The organism is Marivivens niveibacter, assembly GCF_002150005.2.
GTDB classification, from domain to species: Bacteria; Pseudomonadota; Alphaproteobacteria; order Rhodobacterales; family Rhodobacteraceae; genus Marivivens; species Marivivens niveibacter.
On sequence record NZ_MSPP01000002.1, the window covers coordinates 332,793 to 350,683 of the forward strand.

Below are 17,891 nucleotides of genomic sequence, written 5' to 3' on the forward strand. Positions count from 1 at the left end.
ATCGTGTCCATATAAGCGCATCAGTCGCAGGTCCAAGGGGTAATCGTTATGAAACGATATGGTGAACCAGTTCAAACAGGCATTCAATACACAGCACGCCCAGGCGTATACGTGATTTTGCCGCGCGGAAATCAGTTGTTGGTGACGCTTCAGGACGGCGAAAACCCCGAATTCCAGCTGCCGGGCGGCGGCATTGATGCGGGTGAACACCCCATTGCGGCCCTACACCGCGAAGTCATGGAAGAAACCGGTTGGACCATCGCCGCGCCGCGCAAATTGGGCGCCTACCGCCGGTTCTGTTACATGCCGGATTACGACAAATGGGCCGAAAAGATCTGTAACATGTATATGGCGCGGCCCATCATGCAGGTCAGCGACCCGCTAGAACCTGATCATACCCCAGTCTGGATGCCTGCCGATCAGGCGGCTGTCACGATCGCCAGCGTGGGCGACCGTGCGTTCGTACAAAGCCTGCTTTAGTCCGCGATTTCTCGGCCTTCGACCAAGTGGCCAAATAGCGTTGTCAAAACGCTGACGTTCAGCATGATAAACAGCCAGTTGGTCGCGATGTCCAAAACAAACGCGATAATTGTGGCAAATTCATAGAACATACCCACGATCAGCGTAGAGGCGAAATTCATCGCGATCAGGATGGTTGTCACGCCCAGAATCTGGCCCGAGGATTCTTTGGTTTTAGCCATGGATTCGCCAATCGACATATTTTGCCCAACGGCGGCGGCAGGCAGCATAAGACCGAAACGCAGGCCAAGGTAGTTGATCAGCAACAGCACGACCGACATGCCGATGGACAACAGGAATAATCCACCCATTGACAGCAGCATCATGACCACCATGCCTGCGGCCGCGCCGATCACAATCAAAATCAATGCGATAATCAAAGATTTCGCCACATATTGTCCGATCGGACGATCTGCCAATGTCGGCAACACACCTGGATATTCTTCAAGAAGGATAAATCGGTGCCACGCGACAGCGATCCACGCAAAAATGAAAATCGCTGCAGCACACAAGATCAAAACGGCGAAAAACATAGTGCCCGCAGTATCGGGTTGAACTGACCCCATGTCGTGGAACGACCCAGACGGCAAGTTCACGATCTGCCCCACAACAAGGGTTAAGACGACGAAAATCAACATTGGCCCAACTGACACTTTTAACGCGTCAACAATGTTACCGAAAATCATGCGAAACGCGTGAAGGACAATTTTCCAAGCCACGATGAAACTCCCAATCCAAATTTCCGCCAAAAGGCCATAAATACGGGCAAATGGTCAATGGGCTACCCTTGCTTGCCATTAGAAAAACAGGTATCGCGCCATGGATATTCACAAAGGAGCGCCAGATGTCTGCACCAAAGAAAGTGGTCCTTGCCTATTCGGGCGGACTGGATACCTCGATCATCCTGAAATGGCTGCAAACCGAATACGGTTGTGAGGTTGTCACTTTTACCGCTGACTTGGGCCAAGGCGAAGAGCTGGAACCAGCACGCGCCAAAGCAGAGATGCTGGGCATCAAATCGGAAAACATCTATATCGAAGACATCCGCGAAGAATTCGTTCGCGACTTCGTTTTCCCGATGTTCCGCGCAAACGCCGTATACGAAGGCCTGTACCTGCTGGGCACTTCGATCGCGCGTCCTTTGATTTCCAAACGTCTGGTGGAAATCGCACGTGAAACCGGCGCTGACGCTGTGGCACACGGCGCGACCGGCAAAGGCAACGATCAGGTTCGTTTCGAACTGGCGTGCTATGCCCTGAACCCAGACATCAAAGTGATTGCGCCTTGGCGTGAATGGGATCTGTCGTCGCGTACCAAACTGCTGGAATTCGCTGAACAGAACCAGATTCCAATCGCCAAAGACAAACGCGGCGAAGCGCCATTCTCGGTTGATGCGAACCTGCTGCACACGTCATCCGAAGGTAAAGTTTTGGAAGATCCGGCCGATATGGCACCGGATTACGTGTTCCAGCGCACCGTTCACCCAGAAGACGCGCCAGACACTCCTGAATTCATCGAAGTCACCTTTGAAAAAGGCGATGCAGTTGCAATCAACGGCGAAGACATGTCGCCAGCAACCATCCTGACTCAGCTGAACGAATACGGCCGCAAACACGGCATCGGTCGTTTGGATTTCGTTGAAAACCGTTTCGTCGGTATGAAATCGCGCGGCATCTACGAAACTCCAGGCGGCACCATCCTGCTAGAGGCGCACCGCGGTATCGAACAGATCACTCTGGATTCGGGTGCAGGTCATTTGAAAGACAGCCTGATGCCACGCTACGCCGAACTGATCTACAACGGTTTCTGGTATTCGCCAGAGCGTGAAATGCTGCAAGCCGCGATCGACAAATCCCAAGAGCACGTAACAGGCACCGTTCGCCTGAAACTGTACAAAGGTTCGGTGAACACCGTTGGCCGCTGGTCCGATCATTCCCTGTATTCCGAAGCGCACGTCACATTCGAAGACGACGCAGGTGCATACGACCAGAAAGATGCAGCAGGTTTCATTCAGCTGAACGCACTGCGCCTGAAATTGTTGGCTGCACGTAACGCCCGCGTCAAAGGCTGACGCAGCGTTTCAATTGATTGATTGATGGCCGTCCCCTAGCCGTAAGGCAGATATAGGGGGCGGCCATGACTTTTTCAGACATCGTAGATATGTTGAAACGCGGACTAGAGGGCAAAGAACTGTCCAATGTCCTGAAATTTGATTGCGGCGATGACGGCAGCGTTGCGATCGGGCCGAACGGTGTATCCACCGACAACCCAGATGCCGACTGCACTATCAAAATCACCACGGCCAATCTGGAAAAGCTGCTAAAGGGTAAATTGAACCCGATGACCGGCCTAGCCATGGGAAAACTGAAAATTTCGGGCAATCCCGCTGTTGCGATGCAACTGGCAAAACTGATTTAATTTCAGTTAGTTGAGCGGAAATCGCGCAGTTATCCACAGGATTTTCGATTCCGCCAACGTCCATGTCATCAGTTAGACAAAAGAAAAGGGCCGGCAGAGGCCGACCCTTAACATAATATTTTACACGTTTTGCGTGAATTACTGTGCGGTTACAACAGTCATCACCAAATTGCCGTCCACGCGGATCGGGCCGTCTTCGGACGCACCCAAAGTATATTCAAACCCGCCAGTGGTCATGCCGCCATCTTCGCCGTGGACCATCAGCATCAGCATTTCGCCTGCTGCTACGTCCTCTTGCAGGATCGCGGTCACATCCATGTTTTCACCGTGGCGCAGCGGCGCATAGCCAACAACTGGGCCCGGTTTCATTTCGGCGTCAGTGCGGTGCACAACCATCCAACCGTTTGCAGGTGCGATCACAGCGTCTGCAGTCACAGTGCCGCCCGATACGTCCTGATCCATTGCGGAAACGCTTGGCGCCATCGCGTGGCCTGCGGCCAGCGCAGCGGATGCAGTTGCGGTTAGGCCAATAGCAGCGATGATAGATTTGATAGTCATGTGAAACACTCCCTGTGTTTATGGTTACACAAAGGAGTACGTTTCATACTCAAAAGAGGTCACCGCGCCGCGATCACAAACGATCACGCATTCGGCATCAAGCAGAAAAGGCCTGAACCTCGGCCAGATCGGGGATCACATCTGCAGTCCCCTGACGGGTGACCATCAGCGCGCCTGCTTTGGTTGCGACCTGCATCGCCTGCTGAACGGGCATACCGCGATCAAGGCACGCCAGAACATAGCCCGTGAAGGTATCGCCCGCGCCCGTGGTATCCACAGGTTTCACGTTTATCGCTGGGATTTCGGTACGCGCGCCGTTTTCCACCAAAACCGACCCCTTGCCGCCCATGGTGATAATCACGGTTTCAATCCCCAAATCTTCGGCCTGTTTGCCCAGCGCATCGGTCAACTGCGCCATTTCGATTTCATTCAGGATCAAAAAATCAATGAACGGCAGCACCGCAGACACGGCATTTGCGTCGAACGGGGCAGCGGCATAGGCAACCTTGAGCCCCATGTCTTTGCCCAGCTTCAGCGCCTCTGCCTGACCATTGGTTTCGTTCTGCGTGACAATCCAATCGCCTACAGCGGCTTCGGACAATGCGGATTTGATTTGGTCGCTGGAAATCCGCGCATTGGCACCAGGCTGCAAAACAATGGCGTTTTCGCCGTCTTCGGCCACCATGATGAACGCTTGGGCTGGATCGCAGTCGATTTCAGCGATGTGGCGCGTATCGACGCCGTATTCCATCAAACGATCGCGGGTCCAGCGGGTGTCGGCGGTCACAGCGCCAATATGACGGACATGCACCCCTGCCCGCGCCGCAGCGACAGACATATTCGCGCCTTTGCCCCCCAAAAACACTTGGCGCCCAGTGGACGCCAAGGTTTCGCCAGGGGCGGGGATATGCGGTACGGAAACGATGATATCCGTGTTGATCGATCCCAGATTCCATACCGCCATAGTTTTATCCCACGTTACAGGCCGCCAAAACGGCCATGTTCATAATGTCGTTCACAGTCGACACGGTTGAACAGATCTGGATCGGTTTATCAACACCGGCCAAGATCGGGCCAATCACGGTCGCTCCGCCCATTTCCTGCATCAGTTTCACGGAAATAGAGGCCGAATGGCGGGCAGGTACAACCAAAACATTGGCTGGGCCAGTCAAACGGCTGAACGGATAATGTTCGGCGGCTTTGGGGTTCAGAGCCACGTCAACGGTCATTTCGCCTTCGTATTCGAAATCAACGCCACGTTTGTCCAAAACCTTTGGTGCGACATGCATTTTTTCTGCACGTTCCGAAATTGGATACCCAAAGGTCGAGAACGAAACGAATGCCACGCGTGGGTCCAGACCCAGATCTTTGGCAACGGCGGCACCGCGTTCTGCGATGTCTGCCAGATCCTCTTGATCCGGCCATTCGTGGACCAAAGTATCCGCGATCAAAACGATGCGGCCTTTGTTCAGCACGGCCGAGATACCGACAGCGCCCGATTTCGGGGATGCGTCAAACACATGGTTGATCGCCTCTAGCACGTGAGCCGATTTACGGGTCGCGCCTGTCACCAGACCATCACCGTGGCCGTGTGCCACCATCAACGCACCGAATACGTGACGGTCGCGCGATGCCAAACGGTTGATGTCGCTGCGGTCGAAACCTTTGCGCTGTAGGCGTTGGTATAGGAATTCTTTGTACTGGTCCAAATGCGCAGTGTTGCGGGCGTTGACGACTTCGATCTCTTCAACGGCGTCGGCCATGCCTTCTTGGGTCAGTAGATCGGCAACTTCGTTTTCGCGACCGATGACCAAGGCTTTGCCCAGACCGCTGCGCTGATATTGAACCGCAGCGCGCAGAACGCGTGGATCGTCGCCTTCGGCAAAGACGATGGTCGCTTGGGCCGCGCGGGCACGGTTGAACAGGCCGCGCAGAATGTTCGCGGTCGGGTCCATGCGGGATTTCAGCGATACCTCGTAGGCATCCATATCCACGATTGGACGGCGCGCAACGCCAGTGTCCATGCCTGCTTTCGCCACCGCTGGCGGGATCGTGTAAATCAGGCGTGGGTCAAACGGCGTTGGAATGATGTAATCACGACCGAACGACAGTTTTTTGCCGTAGGCCATGGCGACTTCGTCTGGAACGTCTTCGCGGGCCAATTCGGCCAGCGCGTTCGCACAGGCGATTTTCATCTCGTCATTGATTGCACGGGCGTTGATGTCCAGCGCGCCGCGGAACAGATATGGGAAGCCCAGAACGTTGTTCACCTGGTTCGGGTAATCCGAACGACCCGTGGCGACGATGGCGTCTTCGCGGACAGCGTGCGCCTCTTCTGGGGTGATTTCGGGATCAGGGTTCGCCATTGCAAAGATCACAGGGTTTGGCGCCATGGATGCGACCATGTCCTGCGTAACTGCGCCTTTGGCCGATACACCCAGGAATACGTCGGCGTCTTTCATCGCCTCGGCCAACGTGCGGGCGTCAGTCACCGCCGCATGGGCCGATTTCCATTGGTTCATACCTTCGGTACGACCCTGATAGATCACGCCTTTGGTATCGCACATGATGCAGTTGTCGTGCTGAGCGCCCATTGCCTTGACCAATTCCAGACAGGCGATACCGGCAGCGCCAGCGCCGTTCAGAACGATTTTACAGTCTTCGATCTTTTTGCCGGAAATATGCAGCGCGTTGATCAGACCCGCCGCGCAGATAACCGCGGTGCCGTGCTGATCGTCGTGAAAGACGGGGATATCCATCTCTTCTTTTAGGCGCTGTTCGATGATGAAACATTCGGGCGCTTTGATGTCTTCTAGGTTGATGCCACCAAATGTCGGGCCCATCAGACGCACAGCGTTGCAGAATGCATCGGGGTCTTCGGTATCCAATTCGATATCGATCGAGTTAACGTCGGCAAAGCGTTTGAACAGAACCGATTTACCTTCCATCACAGGCTTGGACGCGAGCGCACCCAGATTGCCCAGACCCAGAACAGCCGTGCCGTTCGAAATAACGGCCACAAGGTTGCCCTTGGTCGTGTAGTCATATGCGGTTTCTGGTTTTGCTGCGATTTCTTCGCACGGAACCGCCACACCTGGCGAATAGGCCAGCGACAAATCACGCTGGGTTGTCATCGGGACGGTCGCGGTGATCTCGAACTTCCCGGGGTTTGGTTCCATGTGGAATGCCAACGCGTCTTCGCGTGTGACCTTTGCCTTTGACATATTATTTCTCCGTTAGCGCCCGAACCATCTACAGTTCTATGCCATAAGGCCGCAACGGGATATCTTTCTACTTTCGTCGCTAACATTGGCTGGTTAGGTATATCTGGACCGAAAATGGGGGACCAAATGGCAAACGTCACGCCGATGATGGCGCAATATCTCGAAATCAAGGCAGCACACCCAGACGCGATGCTGTTCTACCGCATGGGCGATTTCTACGAGATGTTCTTTGACGATGCCGTCGCCGCGGCCGAAGCGCTGGATATCGCGCTGACCAAACGCGGCAAACACGATGACCAAGACATCCCCATGTGCGGCGTCCCAGTTCACGCCGCCGAAGGGTACCTGCTGACCCTAATCCGCAAAGGGTTCCGCGTCGCAGTCTGCGAACAGATGGAGAGCCCCGCCGAAGCCAAGAAACGTGGCTACAAGGCCGTCGTAAAACGCGATGTCGTGCGTCTGGTCACCCCCGGCACCCTGACCGAAGACAGCCTGCTGGACGCTCGCCGCCACAACTTCCTAGCCGCCTTTGCCGAGGTGCGTGACGAATCCGCCCTGGCGTGGGTCGACATTTCCACAGGCGCGTTTCACGTCATGCCTTGCGCGGTGATCCGCATGGCCCCTGAATTGGCCCGCCTTACCCCCAAAGAGGTCCTGCTGATCGACGAAAGCCCCTATCGCAATACGGTTGAGGACGGCGGCGCGGCAGTCACTGAATTGGGCAAATCGGCGTTCGACAGTACCTTGGGCGAAAAACGTTTGTGCGATCTGTACAATGTGTCGTCGTTGGATGCCTTCGGGTCGTTCACCCGCGCCCAAGTGTCCGCCATGGCTGCAGTCGTCGAGTACCTAGAGATCACGCAAAAGGGCAACCTGCCCCTGCTGCGCCCCCCCGTGATCGAAGGCGAAGCCGCCAACATGCAGATCGACGCCGCAACCCGTAAATCGCTCGAACTAACCCACGCGATGGGCGGCGGGCGTGCGGGATCGCTATTGGCCACCATCGACCAGACCGTCACCGCTGCTGGCGCCCGTTTGTTGGAACGTCGGCTGGCGTCGCCTTCGCGTTTGTTAGACACGATTTTGGCACGGCAAGAGGCCGTATCCTATTTTGCCGAAAACAGCCGTTTGCGCGATGATATGCGTGACACTTTGCGCGGCGTTCACGACATCGACCGCGCCCTGTCCCGCCTGGCGTTGGACCGCGCTGGCCCCCGCGACATGACCGCGATCCGCAACACGTTGGTTCAGGCCGAACAAATTGCTACGCTTTTGCCCAGCGACCTGCCCCCGTTCCTATCCGACAGCACCCGTGCGCTGATTGGGCATGACGAATTGCTGGATCTGTTGGATCACGCGCTGGTTGCTGAACCGCCCCTATTGGCGCGGGACGGCGGGTTTATCGCCCCCGGCTATGACGGCGAATTGGACGAATGCCGCACCCTGCGCGACGAAGGCCGCAGCGTGATCGCCGCGATGCAGGCGGAATATGCCGAACTGGCCGGCGTTCAGTCGCTGAAGATTAAACACAACAACGTGCTGGGCTATTTCATCGAAACCACTGCGACCCACGCAGAAAAGATGATGGCACCGCCGCTGAACGAAACCTTTATCCATCGCCAGACAACTGCGAACCAGATCCGTTTCACGACCGTAAAGCTTAGCGAGATTGAGACGAAAATCCTGAATGCGGGTGGCCGTGCGCTAGAGATTGAAAAGCAGCTGTTCGATAGCCTGCGCCGCACCATCGTGCAGAAGGCGGGCCCCATTGGTGTTCTGGCCCGCGCTTTGGCTGAATTTGATGTGGCGGCTGGGCTGGCGCATTTGGCAGTGACTGAAAACTGGGTCTGCCCAACGGTCGACAATTCCCGTGCATTCGATATTTCGGGGGGCCGTCACCCTGTCGTGGAACAATCCCTGAAAAAATCGGGCGAACCATTTGTCGCGAATGACTGCGCGCTGACTGACAGTAACATCTGGCTGCTGACCGGTCCGAACATGGCGGGTAAATCGACGTTCCTACGTCAGAACGCGTTGATCGCCGTGCTTGCGCAAATGGGGGCTTGGGTTCCTGCCCGCGCGGCGCGGATCGGTCTGGTCAGCCAGATTTTCAGCCGCGTTGGCGCGTCCGACGATCTGGCACGCGGGCGTTCGACGTTCATGGTCGAAATGGTGGAAACCGCAGCGATCCTGAATCAGGCAGACGACCGCGCGCTGGTCATCCTAGACGAAATCGGGCGCGGCACGGCGACCTATGACGGCCTATCGATCGCTTGGGCCACGCTGGAACATTTGCACGACGTGAACCGTTGTCGCGCGTTGTTCGCGACCCACTACCACGAAATGTGCCAATTGGCCGACAAACTGGGCGGCGTCAATAACGCCACGGTTTCGGTCAAAGAATGGGAAGGCGACGTTATTTTCCTGCACGAGGTCAAACGCGGCACCGCAGATCGTTCCTACGGCGTTCAGGTCGCGCGACTGGCTGGCCTGCCTGCCGCCGTTGTCGAACGGGCCAAGGTCGTATTGGAAGCGCTAGAAAAAGGCGAACGCGAAGGCGGCACTACGCAAAAAGCGCTGATCGACGATCTACCGCTGTTCGCATCAATGGCAGCGGCACCAGCCCCCGCCAAAGTTGCAGAACCATCCAAGGTCGAAACGCGTCTGAACGACGTATTCCCTGATGATCTAACACCCAAAGAGGCGCTGGCCCTGCTGTATGAACTAAAAGAGCTGGCCCGATAATATCGGACCAGCCCTAAAACAGTGACGATGTTGGGGCGAATTAGCCCTGCATCGACGACACGCCGACCTGCGCCGCACGCAGCAGACGGTCGTGCAACATGAAACCATGTGCCGAAACCTGAATAATGTCGCCAGCTTTGGTGCCTGGCAGCGGGGCTTCGAACATGGCTTCGTGCATTTTCGGATCGAACTTATCACCAACCTCTGGCGCGATGGTGGTGATGCCGTGCTTTTCAAACACGTTGGTCAATTCGCGCATAGTCAGTTCGATGCCTTCGATCAGCGCGGCTTGGGCTTCGCGTTGGTCTTCGGAAATGGCATCGATCGCGCGCTGCATGTTGTCATAGACGGGCAGCAGGTCGCGCGCCAATTTCGAACCACCATAGTTTTCGGCTTCGCGGCGGTCACGTTCGGCACGTTTGCGCATGTTTTCTGCATCAGCCACGGCGCGCATGAAACGGTCTTTGAATTCGTCACGTTCCGCGGTCAGTGCGGCAATCGCATCGCCGTCCAATTCAACTTCGGGCGCTACGCCGTCTTCGGTGTCGAATTCGTCAGCCTCTGCTGCCAGTTCGTCCAGGCTTTTTGGTTCGTCGCTCATTTTCTTTCCCTCAACTCTGGCCGGACAGGACGCGTCCAACCAGCTGCGCTGTATAATCTACGATCGGAACGATGCGCCCGTAATTCAGACGCGTCGGACCGATGACGCCCACGGCGCCAATAATCTTTCGGTCGGCGTTCATATAAGGAGAAACCACCAAAGAGGAACCCGAAAGTGAAAAAAGCTTGTTCTCGGACCCAATAAAAATGCGCACGCCGTCGCCATCTTCGGTCAGGTCCAGAAATTCCGCGATGTCGCGTTTGCGTTCAAGGTCGTCAAACAGCACGCGGATGCGATCCAGATCCTCGGCATTTTCAGAATCGGTCAGCAAATTGCCACGGCCGCGCACAATCAAACGTTCGGTGGATTCGCCTTTGTTTTCCCAAACCGCAATACCGCTGGCGACCATATCGGCAGCCAGCCGATCAATTTCATTTCGGCGCGCTTCAACCTCGCGCTGCATCACCGTCGACAGCTCGGACAGCGTGCGGCCTTGGGCAAAGGCGTTCACGAAATTCGCCGCCTCGCGCATTGAACTCGGCGTCTGACCCGCTGGCGGTGTGAACAACCGGTTCTCCACCTGACCATCAGCAAAGACCAAAACGACCAGCGCTTTGTCCGCTGACAAAGACACGAATTCGATATGTTTGATCGGTGCCTCGTGCTTTGGCGTCATAACCAAAGACGCGCCACGCGTAACGCCAGATAACGCAGACCCGACGCGATCAAGCAGCGTGTTTACATCATCACGCCCTTCGCCAAATGTTTTGTCGATCTGATCGCGGTCTTCGCCGTTCATGTTGACCTCTAACAGGCCATCTACAAACATCCGCAATCCCGTCTGCGTTGGAATACGTCCTGCGGACACATGGGGGCTGCCTAACAGACCCATATATTCCAGATCCTGCATCACGTTACGCACGGTCGCGGCGCTGACCTTTTCGGTCATGTCGCGGGTCAATGTGCGGGATCCAACAGGCGCACCGGTGTTCAAATACCCCTCGACCACAAGGCGGAACACCTCGCGAGAGCGGTCATTCATTTCACTTAGTAGTGCTTTGTCTGGCATAATCGGTTCCCATGCAGGCGACACAATTAAAACCCTGACGCGTGCGGCGTCAATCGGGGTTGGTTTTCATCTAAGCACGGCGTATCCAAATCCCAACAATTTAGGAGATCACAATGCGCCCATCTGGCCGTCAAACCGACGAACTTCGCCCAATTTCGATCGAAACCAACGTCACCAAACACGCCGAAGGGTCGTGCCTGATCAAAATCGGCGATACGCATGTTCTGTGCACAGCATCGCTGGAACCACGCGTGCCGCCATTTATTAAAGGTTCCGGTCTAGGCTGGGTCACTGCAGAATACGGCATGCTGCCACGTTCGACAGGTTCGCGTATGCGCCGCGAATCCGCGATGGGCAAACAAGGCGGCCGCACGGTTGAAATCCAACGCCTGATTGGCCGTTCCTTGCGCGCTGGCGTTGACCGCGTTGCATTAGGCGAACGTCAGATCACCATCGACTGTGACGTTCTACAAGCAGACGGCGGCACCCGCTGCGCGTCGATCACCGGCGGCTGGGTTGCGTTGAAACTGGCGGTTCAGAAACTGATGAAGGCCGGCGATGTCGTTTCCGACCCGCTGATCGACCCTGTTGCAGCTGTATCCTGCGGCATCTACGCGGGTCAGCCTGTGCTGGATCTGGACTACCCAGAAGATTCTGAGGCAGGCGTTGATGGCAATTTCGTCATGACAGGAAACCGCCTGATCGAAGTACAAATGAGCGCAGAAGGCTCTACCTTTACCCGCGAACAAATGTCCCAACTGATGGACCTTGCGGAAAAAGGAAACACAGAATTGATGAAAGCACAGCTAGAGGCCGTGAAATGACCCGCCGCTTCGAAGGCAAAGAACTGGTCATCGCGACACATAACAACGGCAAGCTGGTAGAGATTCAGGCTCTACTGGCGCCGTTTGGTGTCTCTTTGACCTCGGCTGCGGACTATAATCTGGACGAACCCGAAGAAACCGAAAACACATTCATCGGCAACGCACGGATCAAAGCGCACTACGCGGCTAAGGCTACGGGCCTACCCGCGCTGGCGGACGATTCAGGCATCCAGATCGACGGTCTGGACGGCGCACCGGGCGTTTACACTGCAGACTGGGCCGAAACCCCCAATGGCCGTGATTTCAAAATGGCGATGGAAAAAACTTGGGCCAAGCTGGAAGAAGCCAACGCGCCCTACCCGCGTACTGCGCGTTTCTGCTGTACCTTGGTTCTGGCGTGGCCAGACGGTCATGACGAAGTGTTCCCAGGCGTGATGGAAGGCGAAGTCGTATGGCCAATGCGTGGCGACCAAGGCCACGGATACGATCCGATTTTCCAACCAGCGGGCTATGACATCACTTTTGGTGAAATGGACCCTGAAATCAAAAACCGCATCAGCCACCGCGCGGATGCCTTTGGTAAATTGGTACAGGGCTGCTTTGCCTGAGGATTGGCAGAACGGGGGCTTTGGCCTGTATATCCACTGGCCATTTTGTCAGGCCAAATGCCCCTATTGCGATTTCAACAGCCACGTGGTTTCGTCCATCGATCAAACCCGATGGGCGGACGCCTATGTCGCCGAACTGGACCGCGTCGGCGCACAGACCCAAGGCCGCATTCTGAAATCAGTATTCTTTGGCGGCGGCACGCCCAGCATGATGGCACCAGAAACAGTGCATCGCATCATGGAAAAAGTCCGCGCAACTTGGCCCATGACCAATTCAGCCGAGGTCACATTAGAGGCCAACCCCACATCGGTCGAGGCTGGCCGTTTCCGCGGATACCGTCAGGCTGGCGTAAACCGTGTATCGATGGGGATTCAGGCCCTAAATAACCACGATCTACGTGCTTTGGGGCGTCTTCATTCTGTCGAAGAAGCCTACGCTGCCTTTGACATTGCGCGGTCAGAATTCGAACGGGTTAGCTTTGATCTGATCTATGCGCGGCAGGAACAGACACTAAAAGAATGGGAAACAGAGCTCAAACAGGCTCTGTCCATGGCGATTGATCACCTGTCGCTATACCAATTGACGATCGAAGACGGCACGGCCTTTGGCGATCGATATGCGATCGGCAAATTGCGGGGTCTCCCAGACGATGACACCGCCGCTGATATGTACGACCTGACCCAAGATATCTGTGGCGAAATGGGTTTTCCTGCCTACGAAGTGTCGAACCATGCGAAACCAGATGCTGAAAGCCAACATAACCAAATCTATTGGCGCTATGGCGATTACGTAGGCATCGGCCCTGGTGCACATGGTCGTTTGACGTTTGACGGCACCCGTTATGCCACCGAATGTCCGAAGGCACCGCAGCTATGGCTGCAATCGGTTGAGAAAAATGGACATGGCGAATTGCCACGCGAAGCATTGAATCGCGACGACGAAATCACTGAATTCCTATTGATGGGAATGCGCCTGACCGAAGGCGTGGACCTGTCCCGTTTGGCAAACCTAGCAGGTCAAAGGTTTGATCCAGCCATTCGAAGACTACAAGATGGTGGGATGATCACCAAAGAAAATGGCCGCCTTTGTGTTACCCCACAAGGACGGCCAATTCTAAACGCAGTACTACGAGATCTGCTATCAGATTAACTCGATGACAGAATGCGCATCAGATCATCCAGTTGATCCAGCGATTCATAACTAATGGTCACCTTGCCACCTTCGGTACCGGCAAGGTGATCAATAGACACTTTCATCTTCAATCCTGCCGATAGTTCCTGTTCGATCTGAACGGTATCAGGATCCTTCGCTGCTGCACGGACACGATTGTTTTGCGCCGCTTTCTGTTTCTGTGGATCAGCCTTCGCTAATTTTTCCGCATCGCGAACCGACAAACCCTGCGCGATGATCTTTCGCGCAATATCGGATGCCTGATCATTTCCTACCAAGGTACGGGCATGACCTGCGCTCAACTTACCTTCGATAATCGACGTTTGAACGTCCTCTGGCAGGTTTAACAGACGCAGAAGGTTTGCAATATGGCTACGGCTTTTCCCAAGAGCTTGGCTCAGTTGGTCTTGAGTATGGCCAAAGCGTTGCATCAGCTGTTTGTACCCAGCAGCTTCGTCGATGGCGTTCAGATCTGCGCGCTGGATGTTTTCGATGATCGCGACTTCCAATACCTCGGTATCGGTGAATTCGCGCAGAATAACTGGAACCTGATGCAGCTTTGCGATTTGCGACGCACGCCAGCGACGTTCCCCCGCGACGATTTCAAACTTTTCCTCGTCACGCGGCGATTTACGAACGATCAAAGGTTGGATGATACCCTTTTCTTTGATCGATGAAGCAAGCTCTTGTAGGGCCTCGTCGCTGAAATAACGACGCGGCTGATCTGGGTTCGGTTCAATACGTTCGATCGCAACCGTCAGATCCGGTGCGATCGGCGCGCCCGTTTCAGCGGCTGGAACCGGCGCGGTTACATCTGACATAAGGGCCGACAGTCCACGGCCTAATCCGCGGTTACGATTTGGTTTATCTGCCATTTGTTTTCTCCCTTATTTACCCGACCGCGCCAAAAGCTCGGTTGCTAATTCCCTATACGCCTGGCTACCACGCGAATTTGGATCGTATTCCAAAATTGTCATCGCATATGAGGGCGCTTCGCTTAGGCGAACGTTACGCGGAATAACCGTGTTAAATACTAAGTCGCGCAGATTTTCCCGCGCGTCATCTTCGACCTGCTGTGATAGATTGTTACGTCGATCATACATCGTCAAAACAACGCCCTCGATCGCTAACTTTGGGTTAGCGGTCTGGCGCACCTCACGAACCGTCAACATCAGCTGCGACAGACCTTCAAGCGCATAGAATTCAGATTGCAGCGGCACGATGACTGAATCGGCTGCCACCATCGCGTTGATCGTCAAAAGGTTCAGTGATGGCGGGCAGTCGATAATGATATAATCAAGCGCAAAGGCATCTATAGCCGGCTGACGCAGCGCGTCATGAAGCAGGAAACTACGCTTTTCATTTGCGATTAGTTCAATATCGGCAGAGCTGAGGTCCGTGGTCGCAGGGATAACGACAAGGTTTTCGACCTGCGTTTCGTAAATAGCGTCAAACAGAGTTTCATCACCGACCAGTAAATCATAAGTCGTCACATCACGATTTTCGGGTTCAATTCCCAATCCAGTTGATGCGTTACCCTGTGGATCCAAATCTACCAGCAAAATCTTTTGCCCCAACGCAGCCAAAGCTGCTGAAAGATTAATTGCTGTGGTCGTTTTCCCTACACCGCCCTTTTGGTTCGCAATCGCAATGATTTTTGGGGCTGTCGTGCGGCTTAGGTCAGACACGTTTGAATCCTTTGATTGAAATTAGGCTGGCTTCTGGATCGGTGATACTAGGCGTAGAGTTGTAGTCAAACACCCAATCCGTTTTTGCGTCGGAAATTTCCTGATTGGCATTTTTTCCCTTTTGAAACAGGCAAATTCCCGCAGGTGAAAGATGCCGTTCCGCAAATCCCAATAGATCCGTCAGTGATGCCAGCGCTCGCGCGCTGAGTACATCTGCATTTTGCGGATCAGCCTTTTCTATTCGATCGCTAATAACTTTGACATTCAAATCCAATTCACGCGCCGCAGTTCGCAGAAAGGCGCCCTTCCTCTGATCACTTTCAATCAGGGTAAAGCGGCCATCGCGTACTTTTTCAGACGCAATACAGGCGATTGGGATTGCGGGGAATCCACCGCCGCTGCCAATATCCACCCAGTGCAGCCAATTTTCAGGCGCCGTTTCCCAAATTTGAACTGAATCGAGGATATGGCGGTCCCAAACGTCGTCGACCGTTCCTTTGGCGATCAGGTTAATCTTAGACGTCCACTTAATAACCAGGGATTCAAAGTGTTTTAACTTGTCCAATGTTTCACGTGAAACATCCAATCCCTCAATCATGCGATCTTTGCCTTTTCCAACTTGCGAATTTGGGCCAACAGCAGAACCAAGGCCGCTGGTGTCATGCCTTCGATCCGTGATGCCTGACCAATGGTCGTTGGGCGCGCCGCCTGCAATTTCAACCGCAGTTCGTTCGATAGCCCAGAAATCCCATCATAGCTAAAGTCGTTCGGGATCACGACAGCCTCATCCCTTTTCAGGCTTTCAATGTCCTTTTGTTGGCGCGTGATGTAATGGGCGTACAACGCATCGCATTTCACCTGAGTACGGATTGCTGGATCAATGTCCTTCGCTTCTGGATATAGCAACAGAAGCTGCTCGTCAGTGAATTCAGCCAACGACAATGCATCCATCGCAGTGCGCGTAGGTCCGTCAGCGTTTAGCTTCGCGCCAGCAGCTGCAATCTCTCTGGACGTAAAAGAAACGCTCGACAGATTTTGAACTGCTGCTTCAATCGCTTTTTTCTTTTCGGAATAGACCGCCCAACGATCATCACCAACGCAACCGGCGTTTCGACCCATTTCGGTTAAGCGCTGATCGGCATTATCAGCCCGCAGCGCCAGTCGGAATTCAGCCCGTGACGTAAACATGCGATAGGGCTCGGATACGCCGCGTGTTATCAGATCGTCGACCATCACACCGATATAGCTGTTCATTCGGCTAAAGATAATCTCATCCCCGCCCTGCACCAATCGCGCAGCGTTCAAGCCCGCTACAACACCTTGAGCTGCGGCTTCTTCGTAGCCAGTTGTACCATTGATCTGACCAGCTAGGAAAAGACCAGGCACATCGCGCAATTGCAGCGTTGGAAGCAACGAACGCGGATCGACGTAATCATATTCAATCGCATAACCTGGTTGCAGGATCTTAACGTCCTCCAACCCCTTCATCGACCGAACATAGGCATCCTGAACTTCTACTGGCAAAGATGTCGAAATACCGTTGGGATAAACAGTCGGATCATCAATTCCCTCAGGCTCCAAAAACACCTGATGAGAGGTTTTTTCCGCAAAACGAACAACCTTATCTTCAATCGACGGGCAATACCGTGGACCAACACCATCAATATGGCCCCCATACATTGCGGACCGAGACAGGTTTTCGCGGATAATGTCGTGGGTTTGTTCGTTCGTATGCGTGATCCCACAAGAAATTTGCGGCGCAACAACGGTTTTGTTCATGAACGAAAACAGCGCTGGTTCATCATCACCAGGCTGTTCATCCAAAATATCCCATTTGATCGTACGACCGTCTAACCGTGGCGGCGTTCCTGTCTTCAAACGCCCCATACGTAAGCCAAAGCTATCCATACGTTCGGCCAATTTGACCGACGGTTTATCCCCCATGCGACCGCCAGGTTTTTGAACGTCACCGATGTGAATGATCCCGCGCAGGAACGTGCCCGTGGTCAAAACAACGGCGCCGCATTTAATTTGTGATCCATCATCCAGAACCACTCCGCAGACGCGATCACCATCCATGATCAGATCGGTCGCTTCGCCAATAACAACATCCAAATTATGTTGATCGGTAATCAGGTTTTGCATTGCGGATTTATACCGCGCCCGGTCAGCCTGCGCGCGGGGCCCCTGCACCGCTGGACCTTTTTTCCGATTCAGCAATCTAAATTGGATACCAGCGTAGTCAGCCGCCAAGCCCATAACGCCGTCCAACGCATCAACTTCGCGGACCAAATGGCCTTTGCCCAGACCGCCAATCGCGGGGTTACAGGACATCACGCCAATGGAATCCATCGACAGCGTGACCAATGCAGTGCGCGCACCCATACGTGCGGCTGCAGCAGCAGCATCGCAACCCGCATGGCCGGATCCAATTACAATAACATCAAAGTCCAAATGTTTCACGTG

At 54.5% G+C, this 17,891-nt stretch carries 17 protein-coding genes; 7 read left to right on the forward strand and 10 right to left on the reverse strand.

Annotation, left to right across the window (positions count from 1 at the left end; translation table 11 throughout):
- Nucleotides 1-48: 48 nt before the first annotated feature.
- Nucleotides 49-480, forward strand: a complete 432-nt coding sequence (locus tag BVC71_RS07515) for an NUDIX hydrolase (RefSeq protein ID WP_086451016.1) — start codon at nucleotides 49-51, stop codon at nucleotides 478-480.
- Here the strand turns inward: BVC71_RS07515 and BVC71_RS07520 are convergent.
- Complete coding sequence (locus BVC71_RS07520; RefSeq protein ID WP_133064504.1) at nucleotides 477-1,238, reverse strand: hypothetical protein; 762 nt, start codon at nucleotides 1,236-1,238, stop codon at nucleotides 477-479. The two genes, BVC71_RS07515 and BVC71_RS07520, sit on opposite strands and share 4 nt — an antisense overlap.
- A 125-nt stretch (nucleotides 1,239-1,363) precedes the next feature.
- On the opposite strand from BVC71_RS07520, the gene BVC71_RS07525 reads away from it, so the two are divergent.
- Both BVC71_RS07525 and BVC71_RS07530 read left to right on the forward strand, forming a co-directional pair.
- The gene (locus BVC71_RS07525) at nucleotides 1,364-2,590 is read left to right on the forward strand and encodes an argininosuccinate synthase (protein ID WP_086451279.1); all 1,227 of its coding nucleotides are present in this window, start codon (nucleotides 1,364-1,366) and stop codon (nucleotides 2,588-2,590) included.
- Nucleotides 2,591-2,655: 65 nt separating this feature from the next.
- Nucleotides 2,656-2,937 carry an SCP2 sterol-binding domain-containing protein gene (locus BVC71_RS07530; protein ID WP_086451018.1) on the forward strand — a complete coding sequence of 94 codons (282 nt, stop codon included), beginning with the start codon at nucleotides 2,656-2,658 and terminating at the stop codon, nucleotides 2,935-2,937.
- A 138-nt stretch (nucleotides 2,938-3,075) separates the two neighbouring features.
- Here the strand turns inward: BVC71_RS07530 and BVC71_RS07535 are convergent, their stop codons facing one another.
- From BVC71_RS07535 to BVC71_RS07545, 3 genes are all read right to left on the reverse strand, one after another.
- A complete protein-coding gene (locus tag BVC71_RS07535) occupies nucleotides 3,076-3,489 on the reverse strand; it encodes a DUF7282 domain-containing protein (protein WP_420845601.1) in 414 nt (137 codons plus the stop codon).
- 103 nt (nucleotides 3,490-3,592) lie between these two features.
- Nucleotides 3,593-4,459, reverse strand: a complete 867-nt coding sequence (locus tag BVC71_RS07540; protein WP_086451020.1) for a ribokinase — start codon at nucleotides 4,457-4,459, stop codon at nucleotides 3,593-3,595.
- A gap of 4 nt (nucleotides 4,460-4,463) precedes the next feature.
- Nucleotides 4,464-6,719 (reverse strand): NADP-dependent malic enzyme, encoded by a 2,256-nt coding sequence (locus BVC71_RS07545; protein WP_086451021.1) that lies wholly within the window; start codon nucleotides 6,717-6,719, stop codon nucleotides 4,464-4,466.
- A 126-nt stretch (nucleotides 6,720-6,845) separates the two neighbouring features.
- Here BVC71_RS07545 and mutS point away from each other — a divergent pair, with 126 nt between their 5' ends.
- Nucleotides 6,846-9,464 carry a DNA mismatch repair protein MutS gene (gene mutS / locus BVC71_RS07550; RefSeq protein ID WP_240516810.1) on the forward strand — a complete coding sequence of 873 codons (2,619 nt, stop codon included), beginning with the start codon at nucleotides 6,846-6,848 and terminating at the stop codon, nucleotides 9,462-9,464.
- A 40-nt stretch (nucleotides 9,465-9,504) separates the two neighbouring features.
- Here mutS and BVC71_RS07555 read toward each other — a convergent pair whose 3' ends face one another.
- Both BVC71_RS07555 and hrcA read right to left on the reverse strand, forming a co-directional pair.
- Nucleotides 9,505-10,065, reverse strand: a complete 561-nt coding sequence (locus BVC71_RS07555; protein ID WP_086451022.1) for a nucleotide exchange factor GrpE — start codon at nucleotides 10,063-10,065, stop codon at nucleotides 9,505-9,507.
- A gap of 10 nt (nucleotides 10,066-10,075) precedes the next feature.
- Entirely contained in the window at nucleotides 10,076-11,134 is a 1,059-nt protein-coding gene (gene hrcA, locus BVC71_RS07560) for a heat-inducible transcriptional repressor HrcA (RefSeq protein ID WP_086451023.1), read from the reverse strand.
- 113 nt (nucleotides 11,135-11,247) lie between these two features.
- On the opposite strand from hrcA, the gene rph reads away from it, so the two are divergent.
- Genes rph through hemW form a run of 3 tightly spaced genes read left to right on the forward strand, consistent with a single transcriptional unit; the run spans nucleotide 11,248 to nucleotide 13,716 of the window.
- Nucleotides 11,248-11,958 (forward strand): ribonuclease PH, encoded by a 711-nt coding sequence (gene rph / locus BVC71_RS07565; RefSeq protein WP_086451024.1) that lies wholly within the window; start codon nucleotides 11,248-11,250, stop codon nucleotides 11,956-11,958.
- Nucleotides 11,955-12,566 (forward strand): RdgB/HAM1 family non-canonical purine NTP pyrophosphatase, encoded by a 612-nt coding sequence (gene rdgB, locus BVC71_RS07570; RefSeq protein ID WP_086451025.1) that lies wholly within the window; start codon nucleotides 11,955-11,957, stop codon nucleotides 12,564-12,566. The genes rph and rdgB overlap by 4 nt, the downstream gene beginning before the upstream one ends.
- Nucleotides 12,529-13,716, forward strand: coding sequence for a radical SAM family heme chaperone HemW (hemW, locus tag BVC71_RS07575; protein ID WP_086451026.1), 1,188 nt, complete (start codon nucleotides 12,529-12,531; stop codon nucleotides 13,714-13,716). Before rdgB ends, hemW begins: the two co-directional genes overlap by 38 nt.
- Here hemW and BVC71_RS07580 read toward each other — a convergent pair.
- From BVC71_RS07580 to mnmG, 4 genes are read right to left on the reverse strand one after another with little or no spacing between them, the layout of a single operon-like run.
- Entirely contained in the window at nucleotides 13,713-14,612 is a 900-nt protein-coding gene (locus BVC71_RS07580) for a ParB/RepB/Spo0J family partition protein (RefSeq protein ID WP_086451027.1), read from the reverse strand. The two genes, hemW and BVC71_RS07580, sit on opposite strands and share 4 nt — an antisense overlap.
- A 12-nt stretch (nucleotides 14,613-14,624) precedes the next feature.
- Entirely contained in the window at nucleotides 14,625-15,425 is an 801-nt protein-coding gene (locus tag BVC71_RS07585) for a ParA family protein (protein ID WP_086451028.1), read from the reverse strand.
- The gene (gene rsmG / locus BVC71_RS07590; RefSeq protein WP_086451029.1) at nucleotides 15,418-16,023 is read right to left on the reverse strand and encodes a 16S rRNA (guanine(527)-N(7))-methyltransferase RsmG; all 606 of its coding nucleotides are present in this window, start codon (nucleotides 16,021-16,023) and stop codon (nucleotides 15,418-15,420) included. The genes BVC71_RS07585 and rsmG overlap by 8 nt, the downstream gene beginning before the upstream one ends.
- A complete protein-coding gene (mnmG, locus tag BVC71_RS07595; RefSeq protein ID WP_086451281.1) occupies nucleotides 16,020-17,888 on the reverse strand; it encodes a tRNA uridine-5-carboxymethylaminomethyl(34) synthesis enzyme MnmG in 1,869 nt (622 codons plus the stop codon). Before mnmG ends, rsmG begins: the two co-directional genes overlap by 4 nt.
- Nucleotides 17,889-17,891: the final 3 nt, after the last annotated feature.